Consider the following 20,946-nt stretch of genomic DNA (forward strand, 5'->3'; position numbering starts at 1 on the left):
ATGCTTACTCGCCTTGTGTGGCGCTCTCGATGGTCAGACGCACATCCGACGTGACCAGTTCGGCCAGCATCTGATAGATCTTCATCGTCTCTTCCGGTTCGGCATCTCCGGTATCGCTGATATATCCCTCGTCACGCAGCGTCAGCACCAGAGAGCTGAACACGGCCTTGTCGAAGAATTCCGGCGCGTTAATGCCGTGCAGGACAGAAAGACGCTGAGCCACGGTGCGGCTCTCTTTCTCCAGCGTACCACGGTTGATAGATGGGTTAGCGCTCAGTAGCCAGAAGGTAATAGCGTAGCGCTGCAACGTCTCACGAGCACCCGCCGCCAGCAGCTGTAGCGTACGGGAGCGGGCCGGATTGATATGCAGTTCGTCATCGTCCAGGGTGATGAGTCCCTGGCGCTGCATTTCGCTGGCCAGTTCGTCGATCACGCCAGCGAGTTCGTCACGCTCCCAGCGCAGGAACAGCTCCGCTTTCAGCATTGGGTATAGCGCTTCAATATGCTGCAGCAGCGCGGCGCGTGAAATATGACGATGCTGGGTTACGATGGCCGCCATTAACGAAGGCAGAACCAGCATATGCGCAATGTTGTTGCGGTAGTACGTCATCAATACCGCCTGCTCGCGCGGCAGAATGATGATGTCGCCAATGGTGTCTTTCTCGACCTCAAACTTGTTCATCTGCAAGGCATGGTCAATTAGTTCACTGGCGCTCTGCGCAGGAACCGTCGCATCCGGGGCATACGGTACGTTGCGCAGCAGGCTCAGATAGCAATCGAGTTGTTCAGTCAACTGCTCACGGGTCAGAGAGCGCTGGCGGGAAGCCAGTAACGCGGTACAGCACAGGTTCATGGCGTTGGCCGCGCCTGCGTTGTTAATGCGTACCATCAGATCGGCGGCAATGTTATTTACCGTCGGCGTCAGCCAGGCTGGACGGATAGACTCGATAGGATCGATAGATTCACGCCACTCCGGCACATGCTGGTTGAGGTAAGTCATCAACGGCATCGGCTCGCCAAAGTTAACGTAACCCTGACCCAGATTACGCAGCTTGCTTAAGCCACGCAGCATTTGCGGCAGACTCTCTTTCTCTTTCGTCGCGCCCCGCAGTTCTTTCGCATACGTGCCCACTTCCATGACGTGCTCGTAGCCGATGTAGATCGGTACGAGGGTAATCGGACGCGTACCGCCGCGCAGCATCGCCTGAATGGTCATCGACAGCGTGCCGGTTTTCGGGTCGAGCAAACGACCAGTACGTGAACGACCGCCTTCGACAAAGTACTCAACCGAGTAGCCGCGGCTGAACAACTCGCCCAGGTATTCGCGGAAAACGGTGGAATAAAGTTTGTTGCCCTTGAAGGTACGACGAATAAAGAACGCGCCCAGGCGGCGGAAGATCGGACCTGCTGGCCAGAAATTCAGGTTGATGCCTGCCGCGATGTGCGGCGGAACCAGACCCTGATGATACAGCACGTACGACAGCAGCATATAGTCCATATGGCTGCGGTGGCACGGAACATAGACGATTTCGTGGCCATCGTGCGCCAACTGGCGTACACGCTCTGCATTATGAACGTTAATCCCCTGATACAGACGGTTCCAGGTAAAGCCCAGAATACGGTCTGTCAGACGGATCATCTCGTAGGAGAAGTTGGCGGCAATCTCTTCCATCAGCGCTATCGCATTTTGCTGCGCTTTTTCGTGGGAGATTTTTTTACTGCGCGCTTCATCTTCTACCGCGCGCGCGATAGCTTTTGAGGCCAACAGTTTGTTAAACAGATCCTGTCGGGCAGGGAGGCGCGGACCGACTGCGGCCAGGCGCTGGCGTGCAAAGTGCATACGCGCTACGCGCGCCAGCTTCTGGGCGATAATTTTATCTGTACCGTGTTCATCCGCCATGCGACGCAGGGAAACCGACGGGGAGAAGCGGACAAAGCTGTCGCGACCCAGCCAGGACACAGCAAAGAATTTTTGTACGCCGTTCAGCATACGTAGCGGCGGGTTGACCTCGCCTTTTTCGCGTCCAGGCGCACGGCCAAACATTACCGAAACCGGCACCATCTGCACATCCAGGTCTGGATTGCTGCGATGCAAGTCGAGGTAGTTATGGAACAGCTTAATAGACTCTTCTTTTGGCGTGTAATAGGTGAAGACACGTGGGCCGCCGTGAATAAACACGTAGCGCGGCAGTAGAGTTCCGTCTATCTCCAGCGGTTCCAGGGGATCCGGGAGATCGTGCGCCAGACATTGGGCGCGCAGCGTCAGCAAGTCTGCTTTGGAGTTGTACGGTAGGACGTACATAATGGGGCGAGAAGTATCGAGCCCCAATTCCGGTGCGGGTTCCGCCGGAATAGACTTGCTTTTTACCAGTACGCTTAATGGTAAATTCAGTAATTTGTAGTAAATTCGTGGCCAGCCGGACATAAACGATGTAAAGCCTCTGGTTAATAATGCAAATGCGCTGCAAGGATATCAGAAAGTTTAGTGAATTTCTGGTGTATCCGGTCATACTTCGCGCTGCTTTGCCACACCCTGAAACAAACGGGGTAACGTTACAATGACATTGACGCTAATAATGTAAAAAGGTTCTTTTTGATGGCCAATAATACCACTGGATTCACCCGAATTATCAAAGCTGCAGGCTATTCCTGGAAAGGTTTTCGCGCCGCATGGATTAATGAGGCGGCATTTCGTCAGGAAAGCGTTGCCGTTCTGCTAGGCGTTGCCATCGCCTGCTGGCTGGACGTCGACGCCATTACGCGCGTGTTGCTGATTGGTTCCGTGATGCTGGTGATGATCGTTGAAATCCTCAATAGTGCGATTGAGGCGGTGGTTGATCGTATCGGTTCCGAGTACCACGAACTGTCTGGTCGTGCGAAAGACATGGGGTCGGCGGCGGTATTGCTGTCGATTTTTGTCGCCTTGATCACCTGGGGCATCCTGTTGTGGTCGCATTTGCGATAAAGATTCCACAACTTCATCATTCTCCTGTTTTTTGTGCAGTTTGCGGTTCCAAAATCACCTTTAGCTGTATATACTCACAGCATAACTGTATATACACCCAGGGGGCGGAATGAAAGCGTTAACGGCCAGGCAGCAAGAGGTGTTTGATCTTATTAGAGATCACATCAGCCAGACAGGTATGCCACCGACGCGTGCGGAGATCGCGCAGCGTTTGGGGTTCCGTTCCCCAAACGCTGCTGAAGAACATCTGAAAGCGCTGGCGCGTAAAGGCGTGCTGGAAATTGTATCCGGCGCATCGCGTGGTATTCGTCTGTTGCAGGAAGAAGAAGAAGGTTTACCGCTTGTCGGTCGCGTTGCGGCAGGTGAGCCACTTCTGGCGCAGCAACACATCGAAGGCCATTATCAGGTCGATCCTTCACTGTTCAAACCGAACGCCGATTTTCTGCTGCGCGTCAGCGGTATGTCGATGAAAGACATCGGGATTATGGACGGTGATTTGCTGGCCGTGCATAAAACACAGGATGTGCGTAACGGTCAGGTTGTTGTTGCGCGCATTGACGACGAAGTGACGGTGAAGCGCCTGAAAAAACAGGGCAACAAGGTTGAACTCCTGCCAGAAAACAGTGAATTCAAACCCATTGTGGTCGACCTGCGCGAGCAAAGCTTCACTATTGAAGGGCTGGCGGTAGGCGTCATTCGTAACGGGGAATGGCTGTAATACTCTGTTGAGTCCCTGTAGGCCGGATAAGACGTTTGCGTCGCCATCCGGCAACTCGCCCGGTGGCACTGCGCTTACCGGGCCAGGGCAACATCTTCCAGTACCTCTAACTTCTTTTCAGGCGCTATTTCATGCCTTTCTTTACCTCCTCCGACAAAGCACTCTGGCGTCTTGCCTTACCGATGATCTTCTCCAATATCACCGTTCCCTTGCTGGGATTGGTCGATACCGCGGTCATTGGTCATCTGGATAGTCCGGTCTATCTTGGCGGCGTTGCCGTTGGCGCCACCGCGACCAGTTTTCTCTTTATGCTGCTGCTTTTTTTACGTATGAGCACCACAGGTCTTACCGCCCAGGCATTTGGCGCGAAAAATCCGCAGGCACTGGCGCGTGCGCTGGTGCAGCCGCTAATGCTGGCGCTGGGGGCGGGGCTGCTTATCGCACTGTTTCGTACGCCGATTATCGATCTGGCTCTGCATATTGTCGGCGGCAGTGAAGCAGTACTGGAGCAGGCCCGACGTTTCCTGGAAATCCGTTGGTTAAGCGCCCCCGCCTCGCTGGCGAATCTGGTGCTGCTCGGCTGGCTGCTTGGCGTTCAGTATGCGCGGGCGCCGGTTATCCTGCTGATTGTCGGTAATGTTCTCAACATTGTGCTCGATTTATGGCTGGTGATGGGCCTGCATATGAACGTGCAGGGCGCGGCGCTGGCGACGGTCACCGCCGAATATGCCACCTTGCTGATCGGTCTGTTAATGGTCCGCAAAGTCCTGCATATGCGCGGAATTTCGCTGGCAATGTTGAAACAGGCCTGGCGTGGCAATTTCCGCCGCTTACTGGCGCTTAACCGTGACATTATGCTGCGCTCGCTGTTGCTGCAGCTCTGTTTTGGTGCCATTACGGTGCTGGGCGCGCGCCTGGGGAGCGATATCATTGCGGTAAATGCCGTTCTGATGACCCTGCTGACCTTTACCGCCTACGCGCTGGACGGGTTTGCCTACGCCGTTGAAGCGCATTCTGGTCAGGCCTATGGCGCACGGGATGGCAGCCAGTTACTGGATGTCTGGCGCGCAGCCTGCCGACAGTCCGGTCTTGTGGCGATTCTGTTTTCGCTGGTTTATGCCCTGTTTGGCGAGCACATTATAGCGTTGCTGACCTCGCTCCCGCAGATTCAACTGCTGGCCGATCGTTATCTTATCTGGCAGGTGATTTTGCCGCTGGTTGGCGTCTGGTGTTATTTGCTGGACGGTATGTTTATCGGCGCAACACGGGCTGCAGAAATGCGCAACAGCATGGCCGCTGCCGCCGCGGGATTCGCATTAACGTTACTGGCTTTACCGCTGCTGGGTAACCACGGTTTGTGGCTGGCGCTCACCGTGTTTCTCGCCCTGCGCGGGCTTTCACTGGCCTTTATCTGGCGACGTCACTGGCGCAACGGGACGTGGTTCGTTGAAGCCTGACGGTTAAAAATTCTGAATAGTGAATCGAATGCCGAATCAGTGACTACACTTATTCTCACGTCCAGCAGAAAAGATAGCGGAGTTGGACGAGATACTCTGGCTATTCACAACCTAACGATGAGGATTTGATGATGAATAAAGACGAAGTCGGCGGCAACTGGAAACAGTTCAAAGGTAAAGTGAAAGAGCAATGGGGCAAACTGACCGACGATGATATGACGGTCATTGAAGGCAAACGTGACCAACTGGTCGGTAAAGTCCAGGAGCGTTACGGTTATGCAAAAGATCAGGCGGAGAAAGAAGTCACTGACTGGGAAACCCGCAATGATTACCGCTGGTAATTAGTCCCCTCCTGAGAGTACAAGGATGTACGCTCTCTGGCTTAGCGACCGACTTTCTTTTTCACCAGAATTGAGTGGTCATGCTGACATTCGCCTGGATGGCGACAGGCTTCAACCTCCACGCATGCCGGGCACAGCCCGTGAGCTTCAATCACGTTATGCCGCAGAGCAAAACCCATTTTTGCCGCCAGCATATGCATGATGTCTTCCACACCTTCCGCACACTCTTCTTTTACCACGCCACAGCGATCGCAAATAAACATCGCAGAACTGTGGGTCGGTTGATCGAACAGGTGACACAGCACGTAGCTGTTGGTCGATTCCACTTTATGTACAAAACCTTGTTCCAGCAGAAAATCGAGCGCACGATAAACGGTCGGTGGCTTGGCCTGCGGCTCGGTTTCCCGTAGCAGGTCGAGCAGGTCATAAGCGCTAATAGCGCCTTCCTGCAGGCTCATCAGGCGCAGCACTTCGAGGCGCTGTGGCGTTAGCCGCACGTTGCGTTGCGCACAGAGTTTTTCAGCTTGAGCCAATAACTCCTGCGTGGTGGTTTTGTCCATTTGGCGCCTCGATTTGTGTGAAAGGTTAATCCCTTACTTTATCATGTTCTGCTTAAAACGCCGAGATCCGCCGCCGTGTGCTATACCTGACGCATCGTATTCTGGAGAATCCACATGAAAAGACCCGACTGTATTCGCCACTGGCGAGAGGTGGAGGGGGCTGATGACTCCACCTACCCCGACAGCAATGAACTTTTTGCTATTGGCGCGCCGCTTGCCCGTAAACTGGGGTTAGGAAGACTAGGTATTCATCATGAACGCCTGCCGCCGGGGCGTCGCACATCTTATCCTCATGCCGAAAGCGATGAAGAAGAGTTTATCTATGTGCTGGAAGGTTATCCGGAAGCCTGGATTAACGGCTATTTATGGAAGCTCGAACCTGGCGACAGCGTCGGTTTTCCGGCAGGAACCGGGGTATGCCACACCTTTATCAATAACACCAGTGAAGAGGTGCGCTTGCTGGTCGTGGGTGAGGCAAACAAAAAATATAATCGCATTTATTACCCGCTTAACCCGGTCTATGCCGCCACGCGCGAGGATCGCTGGGTTGACCATCCGCCGCAGTTTTTTGGCCCACATGACGGCAAGCCGGGGCGCAAATAACGCTCTGTGAGAATATGCTGTGCGAGCCACGATGATGGGGCGCACTATCGCATCGGTCTATGCTATAGTAGCGCCCCTTTTTTAACCGGATGCTTGAATATTCGCCATGCTGCCTGAATCTCAGTCTACCGCTTTTCCCGCTCATCGTTTTTCTATCGCGCCGATGCTCGATAGGACGGATAGTTTAGCAAATTAGCGGGTTTTAATGTATCATGGGGTTCTATTGGGAACCTGATGACCTGATTTACAGTCTATTCATTTCTATTCATACCGCATCATTTGTATCCGTATCTGATTGACCAATTACAACTGCGGTTATAGACTTTGCTCCAAATAGCCGAGGCTATTGATCAACACCCCCCGGCCTGAGGCCGTATTGGTCAGAGGTTCTCCTGAAACAAAAGGAGTTCGTTATGCGCAGACATAGTGATGTGAAACATAAAATGCCGTTTTTGGATACTTTTAAGACAGCCGCTGCAGTGGGCCTGCTTATGCAGCACACCACGGCGATGTATTGCCAAGATGTGCCTAATGTTAAGCAAGCGACGTTTGCCAACATGTCTGTGGCTGATGAGTATGAGAGTTCATTGAAGCTTAAGGAAGCTCTTGGTGTTATTAGTGACTTAACTAGCACCCTTAGCAGGGCATATTTTATGCTTGCCAATTCTGATGACGAACATGCTCGTGCTCAAATCATCGAAACTCTCGATCAAGAAAAGTCAGACCTCATTGAGCTTCATCTTCGTGGTCTTGAGGGAGCTATTAAGAACATTTATAAAGAATGTCCCGATGAGCTCAAAGGAGTTGTTAAACCTGTTTTAGTAACTACTGCACAGGCGCGCTCAGCAGCCTCGCGTCTGAATGATCTTATCGGTCAAATGTTGAAGCCAGTTGAGACTTTTGCGAGTTCCATCGATATGGACGGTTTACGTGCTTTAGCTAAGCATGGAACAACTACCTTTGTTTCTAGTCAATTCCACTGAGGTGAAAATTGCACGTTTCCGTAGAGTATAACCAAAAGAGTTTTGGCTTTTTTTTCTCTCCGGTTTTTGTGGATTTTCCAAATCTTCAGCAAACCTTGCTTGATGATTTTGCAAGGTACAAAGCAACTGGCACTCTTCCGGATTATTTTGGCCGAGATACTGCTTATGACAGGCCTGATGACATTAAGGATTCAGGTCTGATGCATATTCACCTATGTTTAGATGGCAAGCAATTTGATGCTCCTCCGAAAGGAGCTGACCAGCGAGACCCTAAAACGGTTCAGTGGTATCGAACTTCTAATACCGCTCTCGTTTATGCTCAAAATCTGCTTGATGAGCACAGCTATTCACTCATAGCTTTGTTTCATCCAGTTGCTCATTTCAATGCCCAAAATTATGATCGGATGAGAACGCTGGCTTCTTACGCTCGAGAATTCCGTTATAGTTAAAATTAACCCACCTCCTCGGTGGGTTTTTTATTTTGTCAGCAGCTTTGTTGTTTTGATGTTCTTACCTTTTCCCATTCAATTCTGCCTTCTTCTCGCCGTTGGTCTATATACTCAGCAAGATCCTGAATGTTGATACAGCGCTTCGCTTTCTGTGATGTTCCTACACGATAAGTCGGGATAGGTAACTGACAGGCATTTGCTTTCGCTTCTGCTGTGTTAGGGCTCATACCGAAATACTTTTGGCATACCGCTGACAGCTCGATGTTAGGCGTGTTGAACTCAGCCATAAGTAAAAACAAAGTATTCATAGACGTTCTCCATACAACCTGGCTGCACCCAGGGGAAATTACAGGTCGCTGCTGGTGGCCGGAATCAACTTCTGCCAGATCGCGGACACGTATTTTGCTTGATGTCGCGCATCGGCCAGTGCGTTATGTGCAACCCCATCGAAAGGCATATCTCGCTTTGGATCGAAACCCACCACTCTGCCTAATGTGACGATGGTTCTGACGTCGTGATCGTTCCAAAATTGCCACGGGCAAACCTGGCCGGCGCGCTCATATGCGCCGCGCAATATAACGTTGTCGAAAGTAGCTCCATTGCCCCAAACTTTTAAATATTTTGGGTTATCAGAATGCCGATTAATGAAATGGCTCAGTTCAGATAGGGCAGACGATATCGGCATCGCATCATCAACACAGATTGCTGATCGCGCTTCTGAGCTTTGTCTTAACCACCACAGAATAGTGTCACCATCCGGCACCGCTCCCTGCTCCATAGCGCTTTCAAGGTTAACGGCGGTGTAAAACTCCTGACCAAGATCACCGCTTTGCGGATCAAAGAACACGGCACCAATGGAGACAATAGGGGCATTCGGTTTTTTGCCCATAGACTCAAGGTCGATCATTAAATTGTTCACGTTAAATATTCTCCTGTTTTGGTGCTGCTTTAAGCATTGCGGCGCGGCAGGCGTTCCATCCCCTGACTTCAGCGATTGCAACTACAGCGTCTATGGCATGCATTTTCGACGCTTCTGGCATCATTTTTTCATCCGGCACTACTGGCGCTGACTGCGGGGCGGCCCAGAGCTTATTGACGCCATCCGGCAGATTATTAAAATCAAACGTACTGCCCGGAATCCTGCCAGCCTGAATCCAGTCGTCTCCGTCAACCTCGATGAAAAATACTGGCTCTTCGTTCCTCGATGCTAGCACCTCATCAATCACATTCAACATATCAGCGAGAATGTAAGCTCTGTTCCCGCCGTTTGAGTACTGGGTATCATGCTGCAGGTGTTCGCGTATCTGGTGCAGGCGGTCGAGTGATACAGGACCGTTCGCCGGGTGGTTGTTAGTTGTCATGCTGACACTCCTTCTTGATATTTTTCAAACCAGAACACAACCGGCTTTTCGACAACTTCAACTAGGCCAAATCGTTCAGCAGTGCGGAAGTTGACGCTATATGCGCGAGCACGTTCTGCCTGCCGAGTAATTTCTTCCCGGAACAAGTCCACGCTGAATGTGGCTTTAAACAGGTTACACGGTGCGCAAGCCGGGAAAAGATTTTCGATAGCATCATTCTCAGGTCGCCAGAATTCCCCGGTTGCAACAGCACGCCGGGTTCCATTGGACTGACGTTCGCCAAATTCCCACTTCCGCAATGCAGCCTCAACATGGTCAGCATGCCAGCCTTTCTCTGGTAGTTCGCATCCACAATAAGCACAGCGACCGCCAAACTTCATGCGTAGCTCTGCGCGTTGTTTTTTCGTCAGCGCCATCTCACCCCCCCTTCACGCCAATGCCAGCTGCGGCCGCTTCACGATGTGTTGCCGAATTAAACCAGAGGCATTCAGTGCGCACTTTCGTACCGCGCCCTGCACTGATACGTGATGCCTTTTTGGTTTTGGTCCAACCCGGCAACATGTCGTTGTACAACTCGCAGTCATAGCCGCTGATTATCACCATGCCGGTCATCGTTCTGGCCACAGCTAACAGTTGCTCATGCCCTTCAACGGTCATTTCGTGGTTGTAATAGCGATTACCCTGTACGCGCGTTTCCGGCACATAAGGCGGATCTATGTAATGCAGAGTGGTATCGGCGTCGTGGGCGCGCATCACTGCTAGCGCGTCTTTGTTTTCGATGATGACTCCCTGCAGGCGCTGGCAGACCGCCGACAGATTTTCGGGATAGCGCTCCCACAGGTGCGCCGCCGTGGCGTATTTGCGCTTACTGTCGCTGCGAAATCCCGAGTTGCCACCAATGCCGGATGCAGAACCAAAACCCATGCAGGCACGAACAACCATGCGGCGAGCGCGCTCTACGGACTCCGTGACAACCTCCCTTGCTGTGCAGAACTCATCACGTGAGTAAGGCGTTAATGCGCAAGCATCGCGCAGGCGTTGATTCATTTCCGGGTCACGCAGCACGCGGAACAAGTTCACCACCTCTCCATCAAGGTCGTTATAGACCTCTGAATAACTTCTGGGCTTTTGCAGTAGCACTCCAGCTGCACCGCCGAATGGTTCAACGTAGCAAGTATGCTCTGGCATATGTTCAATAACCCACGGAGCCAGACGGAACTTACCGCCGTGATAACGAATTGCGGGATGTTTGATCTGCTCCTGTTTGTTGAGTGCTGTCATTGGGCTGCTCCTTGTCTGGCTCTGCTCAAGAGCTGGTTAAACATCATGGTTAGGCTGTTACTGCAACCAAACGGCATATCGTTAATGCGGTATGTTGGAATTCCCTTGCGAACACCAGACTTCACGATCCGGCCTGTACCATAGAGTTGCGATAATGCGCCAGCTACCGCGGGTGTCTTTTTGTTCATGCCTTTGGCGATTTCACTGCTGGTGGTATTCGGATGAGCCTGGAGATATTCAAATACAGTCATGGCGTTTTACCTTTACGTTCCTGTTCCAGTTTCACCAGAGACTCTTTTAATGCCGAGAACGTAGCGTCCAGTCTGGTGGCGACTTCGCGCATAAGCGGCGCATGTTTTGGTGGCAATTCAGCAACGGAGGCAAAAGCCTCCGCTACGAGTTCTTTTACCTTCATGCGGCGCATTGGCGCAGCTCCACCAGTTCGTTAAAGCGATTCATGAACAGGCCATAGGCTTGACCAGGACGGAGAGGAATAATCTGAACGAGATCAGAGCAGGGAATACCTTCGAGAATTTCCCACTTCGAACCGTCATCGATTTCCAGATCACGGCGCTCGGTAGCTAACATGGTTAGATCGGCATATTTCACGACAGCAGCTTGTTCAAGAGAGATACCGAATTTAAAGCGGATAAGACCATCAATATAAGTTTCCATGCGCTGGTAGTCAGGCAGCAAGGCTTTGAGCGGGGCTGGGATATCCTGGCAATATGCCTCCGCAGCGTCGTGCATCAGCGCTTCAAAGGCGAACTCTGGCGGCACAATCTGGCTTACAAGCACAGAGTGCTGGGCCACGCTGTAGAACTCTGGGAGATGCCCAGCGAATCGACAGATGTTGGAAAGAGCAGTCGCGATATCCTCAACATCGATATCGTCGATTGTGGCGGTCAGGTAGTTAAATTTTTTACCGGATAATGTCTGAATGTAACTCATGGTTTTCTCCATATTAGCGCGCTGCACCGCGCAGATTTTGGTTGCACGAATCCCTCGCCGGGTGGCGATAATTAATGGAATTACGCTTCAATAAATCCCCGCGGCGCCGGGGATTTAATGCAGAGCAATTAGGCTTTAAAGTTACCGATGAAAGTTTCCACTGATTCACCGTCGAACTTGCTGATCAGCAACTCGCGGAATTCGTTGGCGATCTCTTCTTCCTGGGCTTCAAGTTGGATGATGCGCAGAACAAAGCAGGGTTCATCGCTGGTCAGCAGGCTGTTACGCAAGTTAAAGCGGCGTTCGCCCAGACCTTCATACGGCACACATTTGAACTCGAACGCCACAGGCATTACGTCTTTGCTGCTTGCTTCAACGCTTTGCATCAGCGATTTTTTACCAGCGAAATCACCAGTTTCATGGTCCTGCTGTGTTGCTTGCTGAATAGTGATACGACGCACAGCCTGAGCCGCCTGGGAAATCTGCATCGCATTGCCATCAGCATCAAACGCCAGCAGGTAATCGCTCCAGTCTTCCAGCCATTCAGCGATTTGCTTTTGCTTCAGACGTTGGCCATCGATTTGCAGTAACGCGCGGAACGGGGCGGTTTTCTTCAGGGTGATTGAAGCAACGTTATCGGCGTGACCGGGATTATCTAGGGTGCCGATGTTGAACACTGAACGGGCGGTCATGTTGTCAGCGTCAATGAAGCAACGAGCTGGCTCACTGTCGCTGGCGTAACCTTTAGAATAACGTGCGAAGTCGTCAATACTGGTTGTGGTCATTGCGCCACGAAAGCGGAAACGCTCCAGAGAAAAGCGCTCAAGGCTTTCAACGCCAGTACCCTCTGGCAGTAATGCGGTCGGGCAAGCCAGGCCATGAATATCATTCAGGTGATAACCGGAAAGAACCAGGTCTTTGACCTGCTTGAAGGTACCGCTGTCTAACTGAGACATAAAAATTCCTTATTAACTGATGATCAAAGTGGTATCAGTGAGTTTGTTGTTGCGGATCACTGAGCCGCTTTAAGCTTTCCATCCACCGCGCCAGTGATCCCGAACAGCTGACCCTGATCTTCCTGCAGGATGGTGAGCTTCCCGCCTTTGTTGACCCACATCGGTGTTTCGGTTGTGTCCTCTTCAGAGGCTTTACCACGCGGTGTTGGGGTGCTGTAGTTCAGCTTGTGCTTGATCTTGACGCGCTTCTCTTCAACGGAATTACCCATGCGCTCAAAATCAAATGTGAGGACTACTTTGCCTTTGTTGCCGTTGTTCAGAACGCCAAGCGCGGTGGTGTTAAGTGCTGCCGCGATTTTGTTCATGAACACGCCGGCATCCAGTTCGCCAAGAAAATCTGGCACTACGGTCATGCGGTCATTACTCATGGTTTTACCCTCGTTAAGGCGGCTGCAACCGCCGAACTTTCTCCATACACAACAGAGAAGGGCACCTGCATTTGTAGGCGACTGCAACCGCCATCCTCTTGCCCGGGTGGATTGGGTTATGAGCCCGTCGCCCGGTGATGCCCTTTTCTGTTGTGCCCTGAAAAAGGCTGGCGGTTACCGGACAAGTGGGAAAACACCGGGCCGCCAGAACAGGGAGTTACTTGTTATTGCTTTGGCCTGCTTTTAACCACATCAGGCGCGGTGGTAGGTATCTTCGGGCGGGGCGCTGGCGACCAACCAGCTACAACCCCTACGGTATTTACACTCCACGCCGTGGGTTAACGGCTCCGTATCGTGGCTGAGTTTCTGTTGCTGGTGGTCAAGCCAGCTTCGCAACCCCTCCCGAAGACACCTGTCAGCGAATCATCCGGTTATTCATATGCCACCGGCGGCTACTTCGTGGACGTCCTGCCTGTTCGCTGTTGATGTGATTAATGTAGGATAACTTACTATTTGGGGTCAAGTGAAAATGTTGGATAACTTACATTGAAGGGCGAAAAAAAAACCGGGTATTCCCGGTTTTCTTATAAATCCATTATTACTTGTCTTACTAATCCTACCAATCGGCAGTTGCCATTGACTTCTAAAGTCCTGTAATTGGGGTTAAGAGGTACTAGGTATTTCAGCGGCCCATCGATGACGAATTTTTTAATAGTGGCTTCATCACTGCCCATAAGCTGTGCAATAACAATTTTACCATTAGCTTGACTGGCATCACCAAAATCAGGTTCTACAACGACAATAGAACCTTCGGGAATACTTGGTGCACCTGTAGGGTTGGTCATCGAGTCGCCGCGAACAATAAGTGCAAATGCACTTTCAGAAACGGCAGCCGAAGTATAGACCCAGTCATGGATGTCCCGCTCTGTGATCGCTACGCAATTGGCCGTCCATTCCCCGGCCTGTACCCATGTGAGAACGGGAACTGACCTAATTCCGAATCTTTGCTCCGGGTCCATAGTTGGTGGCTGCTGACTTCCATCATCCTTTCCATCCAGTAACCACTGCGGTGTCTTTTCTAATGCAGCCGCAAGCGCCTGGAGGTTTTCACCACCCGGTTTGTAGTCACCGGATTCCCAACCGGTGATAGTGACGCGATTAACCCCGACGAGCTTTGCCAGGACGGATTGCGTCATCTTTAGCTCTTTTCGTCTGCTTCGGATTCGATCATTCATTTTCATGTAGGTAATCCTACCATTATCTGATGTAGGAGTGCTTGACCACTTAATGTAAGATATCCTACTATCAGTGCACTGCATTACTTAACTCCAGAGGGAAAAATGAAAAAGAATGACGTTATTTCTTACTTCGGTGGCGTAGGGAAAACCGCTAAGGCTTTGAATATCTCTCATGCGTCCGTGTCGGGATGGGATGAAATTATTCCAAAGGGACGAGCTTTTGAGATCCAAGCGCTGACCAAAGGTGTATTGAAAGTTGACCAATCACTTTATGAAAAGCGTAGCCACTCGGCTGCGTGATTAAAACCACAGAATTAAGGGGTTAACCGTGGGTAACGAACCTATTTGGAAAGTTGAACGTCAGCCTGCCTGGCTGGTGGCCGCGATTAAAAAGACGATTACCGATCTGCCTGGTGGGTATGCCGAGGCCACGGAATGGTTGGGTGTGACAGAGAACGCATTATTTAACCGCCTTCGTGTTGACGGCGACCAGATCTTCCCGCTGGGCTGGGCAATGGTTTTACAACGTGCTGGTGGTTCAACTCATATCGCTGATGCCGTTGCGCGTCATTCTCAGGGCGTATTTGTACCGCTGGCAGATGTTGATGATCTGGATAACGCCGATATAAACCAGCGTCTGATGGAGTCCATCGAATGGATAGGCCGTCATTCTAATTTTGTACGTAAAGCCACGGCTGATGGGGTAATTGACGCAGATGAGCGTGCTCAGATTGAGGAAAATAGCTATCAGGTTATCGCTAAGTTCCAGGAGCACGTAACGCTTCTTTATCGAGTTTTTTGTGTCGCTGAAAAGAGTGACGCCCGCGAGTGTGCAGCTCCGGGCGCCTTGGCGAACAACTCTTCGAGTATGGAGAAATAATCCGCATGAGCAGTGTAACGGCTTTTAACCGTCTACCGCAACTCAGGATGATCCCGGTTTCGGGTACTCCGTTGTTTCGGTATGAACGCAGATTATCAAACCGCTGGGTTCCGTGTAACCACAGTAGGGCGGTTTCAATTGTGGGGGTCTACAACCGGAGGGCGAAACGCCTGTGCGCGAACTTAACCGAAGGTTCAAAGATCACCGCGGAGTGCCAGTCCGTGTTATCCGCTGGGAGCCAGAAACACAGCGCGTTATCTATCTGCGTGATGGCTACCCGCACGAATGCTTTAGCCCACTTGAGCATTTCAGGCAAAAGTTCAGGGAGATAACGGACGATCATGAGCACTAAATTAACCGGCTACGTATGGGATGGTTGCGCGGCGTCGGGCATGAAATTGTCTAGTGTCGCGATCATGGCACGCCTCGCTGATTTCAGCAGCGATGAGGGCGTGTGCTGGCCGTCCATTGAAACTATTGCTCGCCAGCTTGGCGCAGGGCCGAGCACGATCAGAACGGCAATCGCAAAGCTTGAAAAAGATGGCTGGCTCACGCGTACACAGCGCCGTAATGGTAACCGTAATGCTTCGAACGTGTACCGCCTGAATGTGGCGAAACTTCAGGCTGCCGCATTTTCTCAACTGTCAGATTCTGACACGTCAAAATCCGACGCATCAAAATTTGACGCCTCAAAAACTGACCCGTCGAAATCCGTCAAAAACGGCGGTTTTGACCCGTCAGAATCTGGCGGGGATCCGTCAGTAAAATCAAAACAAGATCCACAAGTAACTTCAAAACCCTCTTGTCCGGTTGCGGCGCAACCAGACCCTGAAGTCGTGATTACTGATCAGGCAATTTTGGTTCTGACCCATTTGAACAAGATCAGCGGATCCCGGTATCAGAAATCAAAAACATCCCTGGAGAACATCCGTGCCCGACTGCGTGAGGGATACAGCGTTGCAGACCTGCAACTGGTTATCGACCTGAAGCATGAGCACTGGCACGAGAACGACGAGCAGTACCAGTACATGCGCCCGGAAACGCTGTTCGGCCCGAAGAAATTCGAGAGCTATCTGCAAAGCGCTACCCGCTGGGAGCAGAAGGGACGGCCTAAACGCGCTGACTGGGGTGCGAAAAAGCGCGATGTGATGGCTTTTGGTCCGGTTGATACAACGATTCCAGAGGGGTTCAGAGGATGACGTTAAACAAATATTGCCAGTCGCTGGCGGCACTACGTAGCCAACCAGCCCACGAATTGAAAGAAGTTGGCGATCAGTGGCGAACACCGGATCTGCTTTTTTGGGGGATCAACGCGCTATTTGGTCCATTAGTTCTGGACTTGTTTGCTGACGCCGACAACGCGAAATGCCCGGCATGGTACACCGCCGAAGATAACGCGCTGACGCAGGACTGGTCTGAACGTCTGGCAGAACTGGGTGGCGCTGGCTATGGCAACCCACCGTATAGCCGTTCGCAGTACCACGAGAAACAGGCGATCACTGGTATGACGCACATCATGAAATACGCAGCAGCCCAGCGCGAGAAGGGCGGTCGCTATGTATTCCTGATAAAAGCCGCGCCGAGTGAAACGTGGTGGCCGGAAGATGCCGATCACATTGTATTCATTCGCGGGCGCATTGGGTTCGATCTGCCTGTGTGGTTTGTACCTGCTGACGAAAAACAGAAACCCACCAGCGCGTTTTTTGCCGGTGCCATAGCTGTATTCGATAAGTCGTGGCGTGGTGAGCGGTTCAGCTATATCAACCGCACAGAACTGGAGGCAAAAGGTCGGGCATTTATGGCTTTGGCACAATTTGCTGCCAGCAAGTCTCAACCTGCAACTGTCACACCACCTGTAGCAGATAAGTCAGTAGCAGATTTGCCACTAACCCAAAAAGATATTTTTGCTATCAGCGGTGTCGAGGCGTGGGCATGCGTTAGAGCTGCGTTCGGCGATAAAGAAGAATACACCTTTAGTGAGTCGAAGTTCGGGCATACCTGGGCGGCTGATTCGGTCGATGCACCTGAGTTTGCACAGGTATCACCATTAACGATCGACAAGGCTAAGCTGCTCATCCGCGAAAGCATTTTGTTCGGTGTGGATGAGTGGCTTTTGTCGATTCAATTCGATGACTCCGCTACACGCTTGGATATGTCGGAACGTATTCGCACTGTTGCCCTTGAAGCATCCGGTGAATATGGCATGAACAGTACTGATTTCATTGCAGCTATGGGAAGCCTGGATGTTTCCAGTTGGTCCAATATTCGCCAGATCCGCATGCACATCCGTGATAAAGCTAAACCAGTAGCCGATCTGCATCCCGAGTCCCGTATCTGGCCGCTGGAGGTTGGAATTGTATTCGACCAGGTAGACGGCGCTGACATGCTGGATGAATCACAGCAGAACAAGCTGAAAGCCAACATCAATCAACTCTGGCTGGAGCGGACTGCCACCAGCGAAATCATTACTGCTGCTTCTGAACTTGTTCGCAATATGCGGGGAGAGGTCGCGTGAAACTGGTCCTGCCTTTTCCTCCGAGCGTGAACATTTACTGGCGCGCCCCTAACAAGGGGCCGCTGGCCGGTCGTCACCTCATTAGCGCTGATGGTCGTAAATACCAGAGCGCTGCCTGCGTGGCGATTATTGAGCAATTACGACGTCTCCCGAAGCCATCGACTGAACTGGCAGCGGTAGAAATCACTCTGTACCCGCCGGATGCGCGCCGCCGGGATATCGATAATTACAACAAAGCCCTGTTTGACGCGCTGACACATGCGGGTGTCTGGGAAGACGACAGCCAGATTAAGCGCATGCTGGTGGAATGGGGACCGATAGTACCGAAGGGAAAAGTTGAGATAACCATAACGGCATATAAAAAAGAGGTGGTTATATGTCCAGCTGTGGGTTGAATATTGGTCGTTATGGCAGTAATGTCGGAAAGTGCAAGCGAAAAGGGCGTGCAGGCCCTTCGCAACAATCAGAGTATGGAGAGAATATGAGCAATCATCATGTTATGGGCACTGCTACGCCCAAAAAAGACTCTTATCTTGTTGTTGATGGATGTTTAATCAACTCATTCGAACCAAATCTTTATAGTCTCAATGATATTCATAAGGCTTCAGGTGGATCTGCGTCCAAAAAACCTGCGTTTTATCTCAGGACGCTAACTGCAAAAAGAATTCTAAATGCTCTCCCTGGTGAACGTTGGGAAAAGTTGCATGTTATTCGCGGTGGAGTCTTACAGGGGACTTTCGCCTCTCAGGAGTTGGTTTTTGCCTATGCCCTCTGGTTGAGCCCTGACTTTTATGTTCGCGTTCTGAGCAATCTCCCTTTTATCAGCGATCTGCGCAACGGGGAGGCAAAATGAGTCAGCTACATCAGATCATCCCGATTACTCAGGGCAATATTGGCAACCACATAACCCCGATGGTCAGCGCTAAAAGGTTACATGCCTTTCTCGGCGTGAGGCGTGATTTCACCAACTGGATTAAAGGGCGTATCAGTCAGTATGGTTTTGCTGAAAATACTGATTATGTGGTTTACGCCAATTCTGGCGAAAACCCTCTCGGTGGACGTCCAACCGTTGATTACCTGATCACCATTGATATGGGTAAAGAACTGGCGATGGTGGAGAGAAACGAGAAGGGGCGTCAGGTTCGTCGTTATTTCATTACATGCGAACAACAAGCGAAAATGCGAGTTGGTACACCGTCATTACCAAATTTCTCTGATCCGGCACAGGCTGCGAGAGCATGGGCTGATGAATTTGAGGCCAGGCAGCGCGCGGAAACAGTTACCCACCAGCAGGCCGAATATATCGAGCATCTCGAGAGTCTCTTCACTGACGGGCTTTCCCCTGTGCAGTTCTGTAAGCGTCTGAATGGTGTGAATACCTCCAAGATCAGTGCCTGGCTTGTCTCTGCTAACTGGCTGTACGATGACAATCCCGAAGGCCGCAGCGCACAGTGGCGTGTTCGCTCGTATGCCCGCGACAAATACCTCACCGAGAAAAGCAGTAAAGTATCGCCAAACTCTGCGGTGAGCTTTACTACCTACCAGCCAGTCCTGCTGCGTGAAGGCGCTGTCTGGCTGTACAAAAACTACCTGAAGGGAAAGCTTCCGATGAAGGTCACCTGGAACGGTAGTTTTACCCACGATAAAGATTTAGCTGGGGGTCTCCAGTGAGAGTGACCCCTCCGCACCTTCAGCCAGTATTGTCCAGGGTTAAACGGTTTGTTGAGAAACAACCAGATGGAGCAACTCTTACCCATCTGACACACAAAGTATCAGCATATAGCTCGTTGAGTCGGAAGGATAAAGAAAGCCTGATCGAAATCATCCGCGAAAACAGTCTGCTCTGCATCACTGATGACGGCAGGACAACAACCCTGCATCACCCTAAGTTTGGTCATAAATCCGTGGCGCCGGTTATTGCGTCGTCGAAGCCATTAAAGGAAGCCACTATGAATAAGCCAACCGTGACCCCTGAAGAATTACGCAAGCAGGCCGAAGCCCTCATCCGCGCCGCTGAAGAAGCTGAAAAAAAGGCAGGTGACCGTGCTGAAATCAAAAAACAACTCGATCCTCTGAAGCTTGAAATCCTCCAGGCTTATGGAATGGCAAGCCGTAAGTTTGATGAGTTTGTGGATGCAATGGCGGATATGGGGAAGGCCGTACAGAAATTTAAAGATCTGACGGTATAAGGGGTTGGCATTGAGAGCCTTACTTACCCCTGAAATGGTGCCACGCCTTGGCGTGGTGCTTTTCAAGCCAGGGCGGGAGCTGATGCATCTGTTTGCATCAGGTCGTGTGCTCGTTGAGCGTGAGCCAGAAAACATGGCCCGGCTTCCGTCTGGTCGAATCCCCGATGCACGGCAACCGCTACTGGAGGATCCCTGCCTTCATACTTTCTTCACCGATGAACGGGTCATTACTGCTGCTGGTGGAATGGCCGGGCTTGAGTACTGGCTTCGTCAGCGCGTTAAAAAGTGCCAGTACCCTTTTTCTGACTACCATCATGCCGAGCTCACAACACTATGGCATCCGCCTGGCGCGCTGGTGGTGTGCTGGCATTGTGATAACAAATTGCGTGGGCAGACTACGGAAAGGCTGCAGGCGCTTGCCCTGAGCAATGTTGCCGAATGGATTGTTGATACCGTACTGGTTGGGCTTGGCTACAACAAAGAGCGCTCCCTCTCTTTAGCCGAGCTTTGCTGGTGGGCGGTTCAGTCTGGTGTCGCTGATGCCGTCACTGAAGGAATGGCGCAACGGGCACTACGGTTGCCAGACGAACCATTATTATCTGTTTACCGGGAAAGTGACATCGTGCCTATGCCGCCGGCCACCAGCATTATGCAGGAAAAAGCCAGGCCGATTGATACGTTACCAACTTGTCGGTCAGACAGCCTGGATGTGGAAACCAAAAAGCCAATACTGACGTTAACCGTCGATCCGGAGTCGCCAGAGTCTTTTATGCTCAGGCCAAAACGTCGCCGCTGGATAAATGAGACGTACACCCGCTGGGTTAAAACACAACCCTGTGAGTGTTGCCGACGGCCAGCAGATGATCCGCACCATATCGTAGGGCACGGTATGGGTGGTACAGCAACAAAAGCCCATGACCTCTTCGTGATCCCTCTGTGCAGAGAGTGCCACGACGAGTTACACGCCGATGTACCGGCATTCGAGCAGAAGCATGGTACGCAGCTTGAGCTGCTACTGCGTTTTATGGATCGGGCGCTGGCGATCGGCGTAATTGCGAAAGCTTAAGTGTA

General features: G+C 51.5%; 30 protein-coding genes and 1 pseudogene. 18 read left to right on the forward strand and 13 right to left on the reverse strand.

Translation table 11 applies throughout. The annotated features are described in order from the left end of the window. Window positions 1–4 precede the first annotated feature (4 nt). Window positions 5–2,425, reverse strand: coding sequence for a glycerol-3-phosphate 1-O-acyltransferase PlsB (gene plsB / locus OOJ59_RS20030; RefSeq protein ID WP_038636254.1), 2,421 nt, complete (start codon window positions 2,423–2,425; stop codon window positions 5–7). A gap of 171 nt (window positions 2,426–2,596) precedes the next feature. On the opposite strand from plsB, the gene OOJ59_RS20035 reads away from it, so the two are divergent. The 4 genes from OOJ59_RS20035 (at window position 2,597) to OOJ59_RS20050 (ending at window position 5,481) form a co-directional block, all read left to right on the forward strand. Further along, complete coding sequence (locus OOJ59_RS20035) at window positions 2,597–2,965, forward strand: diacylglycerol kinase (protein ID WP_003826594.1); 369 nt, start codon at window positions 2,597–2,599, stop codon at window positions 2,963–2,965. Window positions 2,966–3,074: 109 nt separating this feature from the next. Continuing rightward, window positions 3,075–3,683, forward strand: a complete 609-nt coding sequence (gene lexA / locus OOJ59_RS20040) for a transcriptional repressor LexA (protein ID WP_003031703.1) — start codon at window positions 3,075–3,077, stop codon at window positions 3,681–3,683. A gap of 131 nt (window positions 3,684–3,814) precedes the next feature. Continuing rightward, window positions 3,815–5,140 carry an MATE family efflux transporter DinF gene (gene dinF, locus OOJ59_RS20045; RefSeq protein WP_160955796.1) on the forward strand — a complete coding sequence of 442 codons (1,326 nt, stop codon included), beginning with the start codon at window positions 3,815–3,817 and terminating at the stop codon, window positions 5,138–5,140. Between the two features lie 131 nt (window positions 5,141–5,271). After that, window positions 5,272–5,481: a CsbD family protein gene (locus OOJ59_RS20050; RefSeq protein ID WP_006688302.1), complete on the forward strand. Its 210-nt coding sequence runs from the start codon at window positions 5,272–5,274 to the stop codon at window positions 5,479–5,481. A 41-nt stretch (window positions 5,482–5,522) separates the two neighbouring features. On the opposite strand, the gene zur is transcribed toward OOJ59_RS20050, so the two are convergent. Beyond that, a complete protein-coding gene (gene zur / locus OOJ59_RS20055) occupies window positions 5,523–6,041 on the reverse strand; it encodes a zinc uptake transcriptional repressor Zur (RefSeq protein WP_038636258.1) in 519 nt (172 codons plus the stop codon). A 114-nt stretch (window positions 6,042–6,155) separates the two neighbouring features. Here zur and OOJ59_RS20060 point away from each other — a divergent pair, with 114 nt between their 5' ends. The 4 genes and pseudogenes from OOJ59_RS20060 (at window position 6,156) to OOJ59_RS20075 (ending at window position 8,076) form a co-directional block, all read left to right on the forward strand. Next, complete coding sequence (locus OOJ59_RS20060; RefSeq protein ID WP_038636260.1) at window positions 6,156–6,644, forward strand: cupin domain-containing protein; 489 nt, start codon at window positions 6,156–6,158, stop codon at window positions 6,642–6,644. Window positions 6,645–6,750: 106 nt separating this feature from the next. Further along, window positions 6,751–6,825: pseudogene (locus OOJ59_RS20065) on the forward strand (hypothetical protein); the annotation flags it as partial. Window positions 6,826–7,057: 232 nt separating this feature from the next. Beyond that, window positions 7,058–7,627, forward strand: a complete 570-nt coding sequence (locus OOJ59_RS20070; RefSeq protein WP_161403135.1) for a hypothetical protein — start codon at window positions 7,058–7,060, stop codon at window positions 7,625–7,627. 8 nt (window positions 7,628–7,635) lie between these two features. Further along, window positions 7,636–8,076 (forward strand): type II toxin-antitoxin system YafO family toxin, encoded by a 441-nt coding sequence (locus OOJ59_RS20075; protein WP_161403134.1) that lies wholly within the window; start codon window positions 7,636–7,638, stop codon window positions 8,074–8,076. Between the two features lie 35 nt (window positions 8,077–8,111). On the opposite strand, the gene OOJ59_RS20080 is transcribed toward OOJ59_RS20075, so the two are convergent. The 11 genes from OOJ59_RS20080 to OOJ59_RS20130 form a co-directional block, all read right to left on the reverse strand. Continuing rightward, entirely contained in the window at window positions 8,112–8,384 is a 273-nt protein-coding gene (locus OOJ59_RS20080; RefSeq protein WP_161403133.1) for a pyocin activator PrtN family protein, read from the reverse strand. A 38-nt stretch (window positions 8,385–8,422) separates the two neighbouring features. Beyond that, the gene (locus tag OOJ59_RS20085) at window positions 8,423–8,995 is read right to left on the reverse strand and encodes a 3'-5' exonuclease (protein WP_163183993.1); all 573 of its coding nucleotides are present in this window, start codon (window positions 8,993–8,995) and stop codon (window positions 8,423–8,425) included. Between the two features lies 1 nt (window position 8,996). Beyond that, the gene (locus tag OOJ59_RS20090) at window positions 8,997–9,437 is read right to left on the reverse strand and encodes a hypothetical protein (protein WP_268063456.1); all 441 of its coding nucleotides are present in this window, start codon (window positions 9,435–9,437) and stop codon (window positions 8,997–8,999) included. Beyond that, the gene (locus OOJ59_RS20095; RefSeq protein WP_268063457.1) at window positions 9,434–9,853 is read right to left on the reverse strand and encodes an HNH endonuclease; all 420 of its coding nucleotides are present in this window, start codon (window positions 9,851–9,853) and stop codon (window positions 9,434–9,436) included. Before OOJ59_RS20095 ends, OOJ59_RS20090 begins: the two co-directional genes overlap by 4 nt. Window position 9,854: 1 nt before the next feature. Further along, window positions 9,855–10,718, reverse strand: a complete 864-nt coding sequence (locus OOJ59_RS20100) for a DNA adenine methylase (protein WP_268063458.1) — start codon at window positions 10,716–10,718, stop codon at window positions 9,855–9,857. After that, window positions 10,715–10,969, reverse strand: a complete 255-nt coding sequence (locus OOJ59_RS20105) for a hypothetical protein (RefSeq protein ID WP_268063459.1) — start codon at window positions 10,967–10,969, stop codon at window positions 10,715–10,717. The genes OOJ59_RS20100 and OOJ59_RS20105 overlap by 4 nt, the downstream gene beginning before the upstream one ends. After that, window positions 10,966–11,142, reverse strand: coding sequence for a hypothetical protein (locus tag OOJ59_RS20110; RefSeq protein ID WP_268063460.1), 177 nt, complete (start codon window positions 11,140–11,142; stop codon window positions 10,966–10,968). The genes OOJ59_RS20105 and OOJ59_RS20110 overlap by 4 nt, the downstream gene beginning before the upstream one ends. Next, on the reverse strand, window positions 11,130–11,669 hold the full coding sequence (locus OOJ59_RS20115; RefSeq protein ID WP_268063461.1) for an HD family hydrolase: 540 nt from the start codon (window positions 11,667–11,669) through the stop codon (window positions 11,130–11,132). Before OOJ59_RS20115 ends, OOJ59_RS20110 begins: the two co-directional genes overlap by 13 nt. Before the next feature lie 128 nt (window positions 11,670–11,797). Further along, window positions 11,798–12,625, reverse strand: a complete 828-nt coding sequence (locus OOJ59_RS20120; protein WP_268063462.1) for a YfdQ family protein — start codon at window positions 12,623–12,625, stop codon at window positions 11,798–11,800. Window positions 12,626–12,681: 56 nt separating this feature from the next. Continuing rightward, entirely contained in the window at window positions 12,682–13,053 is a 372-nt protein-coding gene (locus OOJ59_RS20125) for a hypothetical protein (RefSeq protein WP_001515608.1), read from the reverse strand. Window positions 13,054–13,637: 584 nt separating this feature from the next. Beyond that, complete coding sequence (locus OOJ59_RS20130) at window positions 13,638–14,294, reverse strand: LexA family protein (protein ID WP_071684310.1); 657 nt, start codon at window positions 14,292–14,294, stop codon at window positions 13,638–13,640. Between the two features lie 99 nt (window positions 14,295–14,393). On the opposite strand from OOJ59_RS20130, the gene OOJ59_RS20135 reads away from it, so the two are divergent. The 10 genes from OOJ59_RS20135 to OOJ59_RS20180 all read left to right on the forward strand — a co-directional run bounded on the left by OOJ59_RS20135 (window position 14,394) and on the right by OOJ59_RS20180 (window position 20,941). Then, window positions 14,394–14,591, forward strand: coding sequence for a Cro/CI family transcriptional regulator (locus OOJ59_RS20135; RefSeq protein WP_049015425.1), 198 nt, complete (start codon window positions 14,394–14,396; stop codon window positions 14,589–14,591). A gap of 28 nt (window positions 14,592–14,619) precedes the next feature. Beyond that, window positions 14,620–15,171, forward strand: coding sequence for a YmfL family putative regulatory protein (locus OOJ59_RS20140; protein ID WP_268063463.1), 552 nt, complete (start codon window positions 14,620–14,622; stop codon window positions 15,169–15,171). 172 nt (window positions 15,172–15,343) lie between these two features. Then, complete coding sequence (locus OOJ59_RS20145; protein ID WP_003034732.1) at window positions 15,344–15,523, forward strand: DUF4222 domain-containing protein; 180 nt, start codon at window positions 15,344–15,346, stop codon at window positions 15,521–15,523. After that, window positions 15,513–16,370: a conserved phage C-terminal domain-containing protein gene (locus OOJ59_RS20150; protein ID WP_121540626.1), complete on the forward strand. Its 858-nt coding sequence runs from the start codon at window positions 15,513–15,515 to the stop codon at window positions 16,368–16,370. The genes OOJ59_RS20145 and OOJ59_RS20150 overlap by 11 nt, the downstream gene beginning before the upstream one ends. Then, complete coding sequence (locus tag OOJ59_RS20155; protein ID WP_268063464.1) at window positions 16,367–17,686, forward strand: phage N-6-adenine-methyltransferase; 1,320 nt, start codon at window positions 16,367–16,369, stop codon at window positions 17,684–17,686. Before OOJ59_RS20150 ends, OOJ59_RS20155 begins: the two co-directional genes overlap by 4 nt. Further along, complete coding sequence (locus OOJ59_RS20160; protein ID WP_268063465.1) at window positions 17,683–18,081, forward strand: RusA family crossover junction endodeoxyribonuclease; 399 nt, start codon at window positions 17,683–17,685, stop codon at window positions 18,079–18,081. Before OOJ59_RS20155 ends, OOJ59_RS20160 begins: the two co-directional genes overlap by 4 nt. A gap of 86 nt (window positions 18,082–18,167) precedes the next feature. Further along, entirely contained in the window at window positions 18,168–18,539 is a 372-nt protein-coding gene (locus tag OOJ59_RS20165) for a KilA-N domain-containing protein (RefSeq protein WP_163208392.1), read from the forward strand. Further along, the gene (locus tag OOJ59_RS20170; protein ID WP_201286187.1) at window positions 18,536–19,357 is read left to right on the forward strand and encodes an antA/AntB antirepressor family protein; all 822 of its coding nucleotides are present in this window, start codon (window positions 18,536–18,538) and stop codon (window positions 19,355–19,357) included. Before OOJ59_RS20165 ends, OOJ59_RS20170 begins: the two co-directional genes overlap by 4 nt. Continuing rightward, window positions 19,354–19,875 carry a hypothetical protein gene (locus OOJ59_RS20175; protein ID WP_268063466.1) on the forward strand — a complete coding sequence of 174 codons (522 nt, stop codon included), beginning with the start codon at window positions 19,354–19,356 and terminating at the stop codon, window positions 19,873–19,875. Before OOJ59_RS20170 ends, OOJ59_RS20175 begins: the two co-directional genes overlap by 4 nt. A 10-nt stretch (window positions 19,876–19,885) precedes the next feature. Then, window positions 19,886–20,941, forward strand: a complete 1,056-nt coding sequence (locus OOJ59_RS20180) for a DUF968 domain-containing protein (RefSeq protein ID WP_268063467.1) — start codon at window positions 19,886–19,888, stop codon at window positions 20,939–20,941. Window positions 20,942–20,946 lie beyond the last annotated feature (5 nt).

Source organism: Citrobacter sp. W9 (assembly GCF_026719375.1).
Taxonomy (GTDB): domain Bacteria; phylum Pseudomonadota; class Gammaproteobacteria; order Enterobacterales; family Enterobacteriaceae; genus Citrobacter; species Citrobacter werkmanii.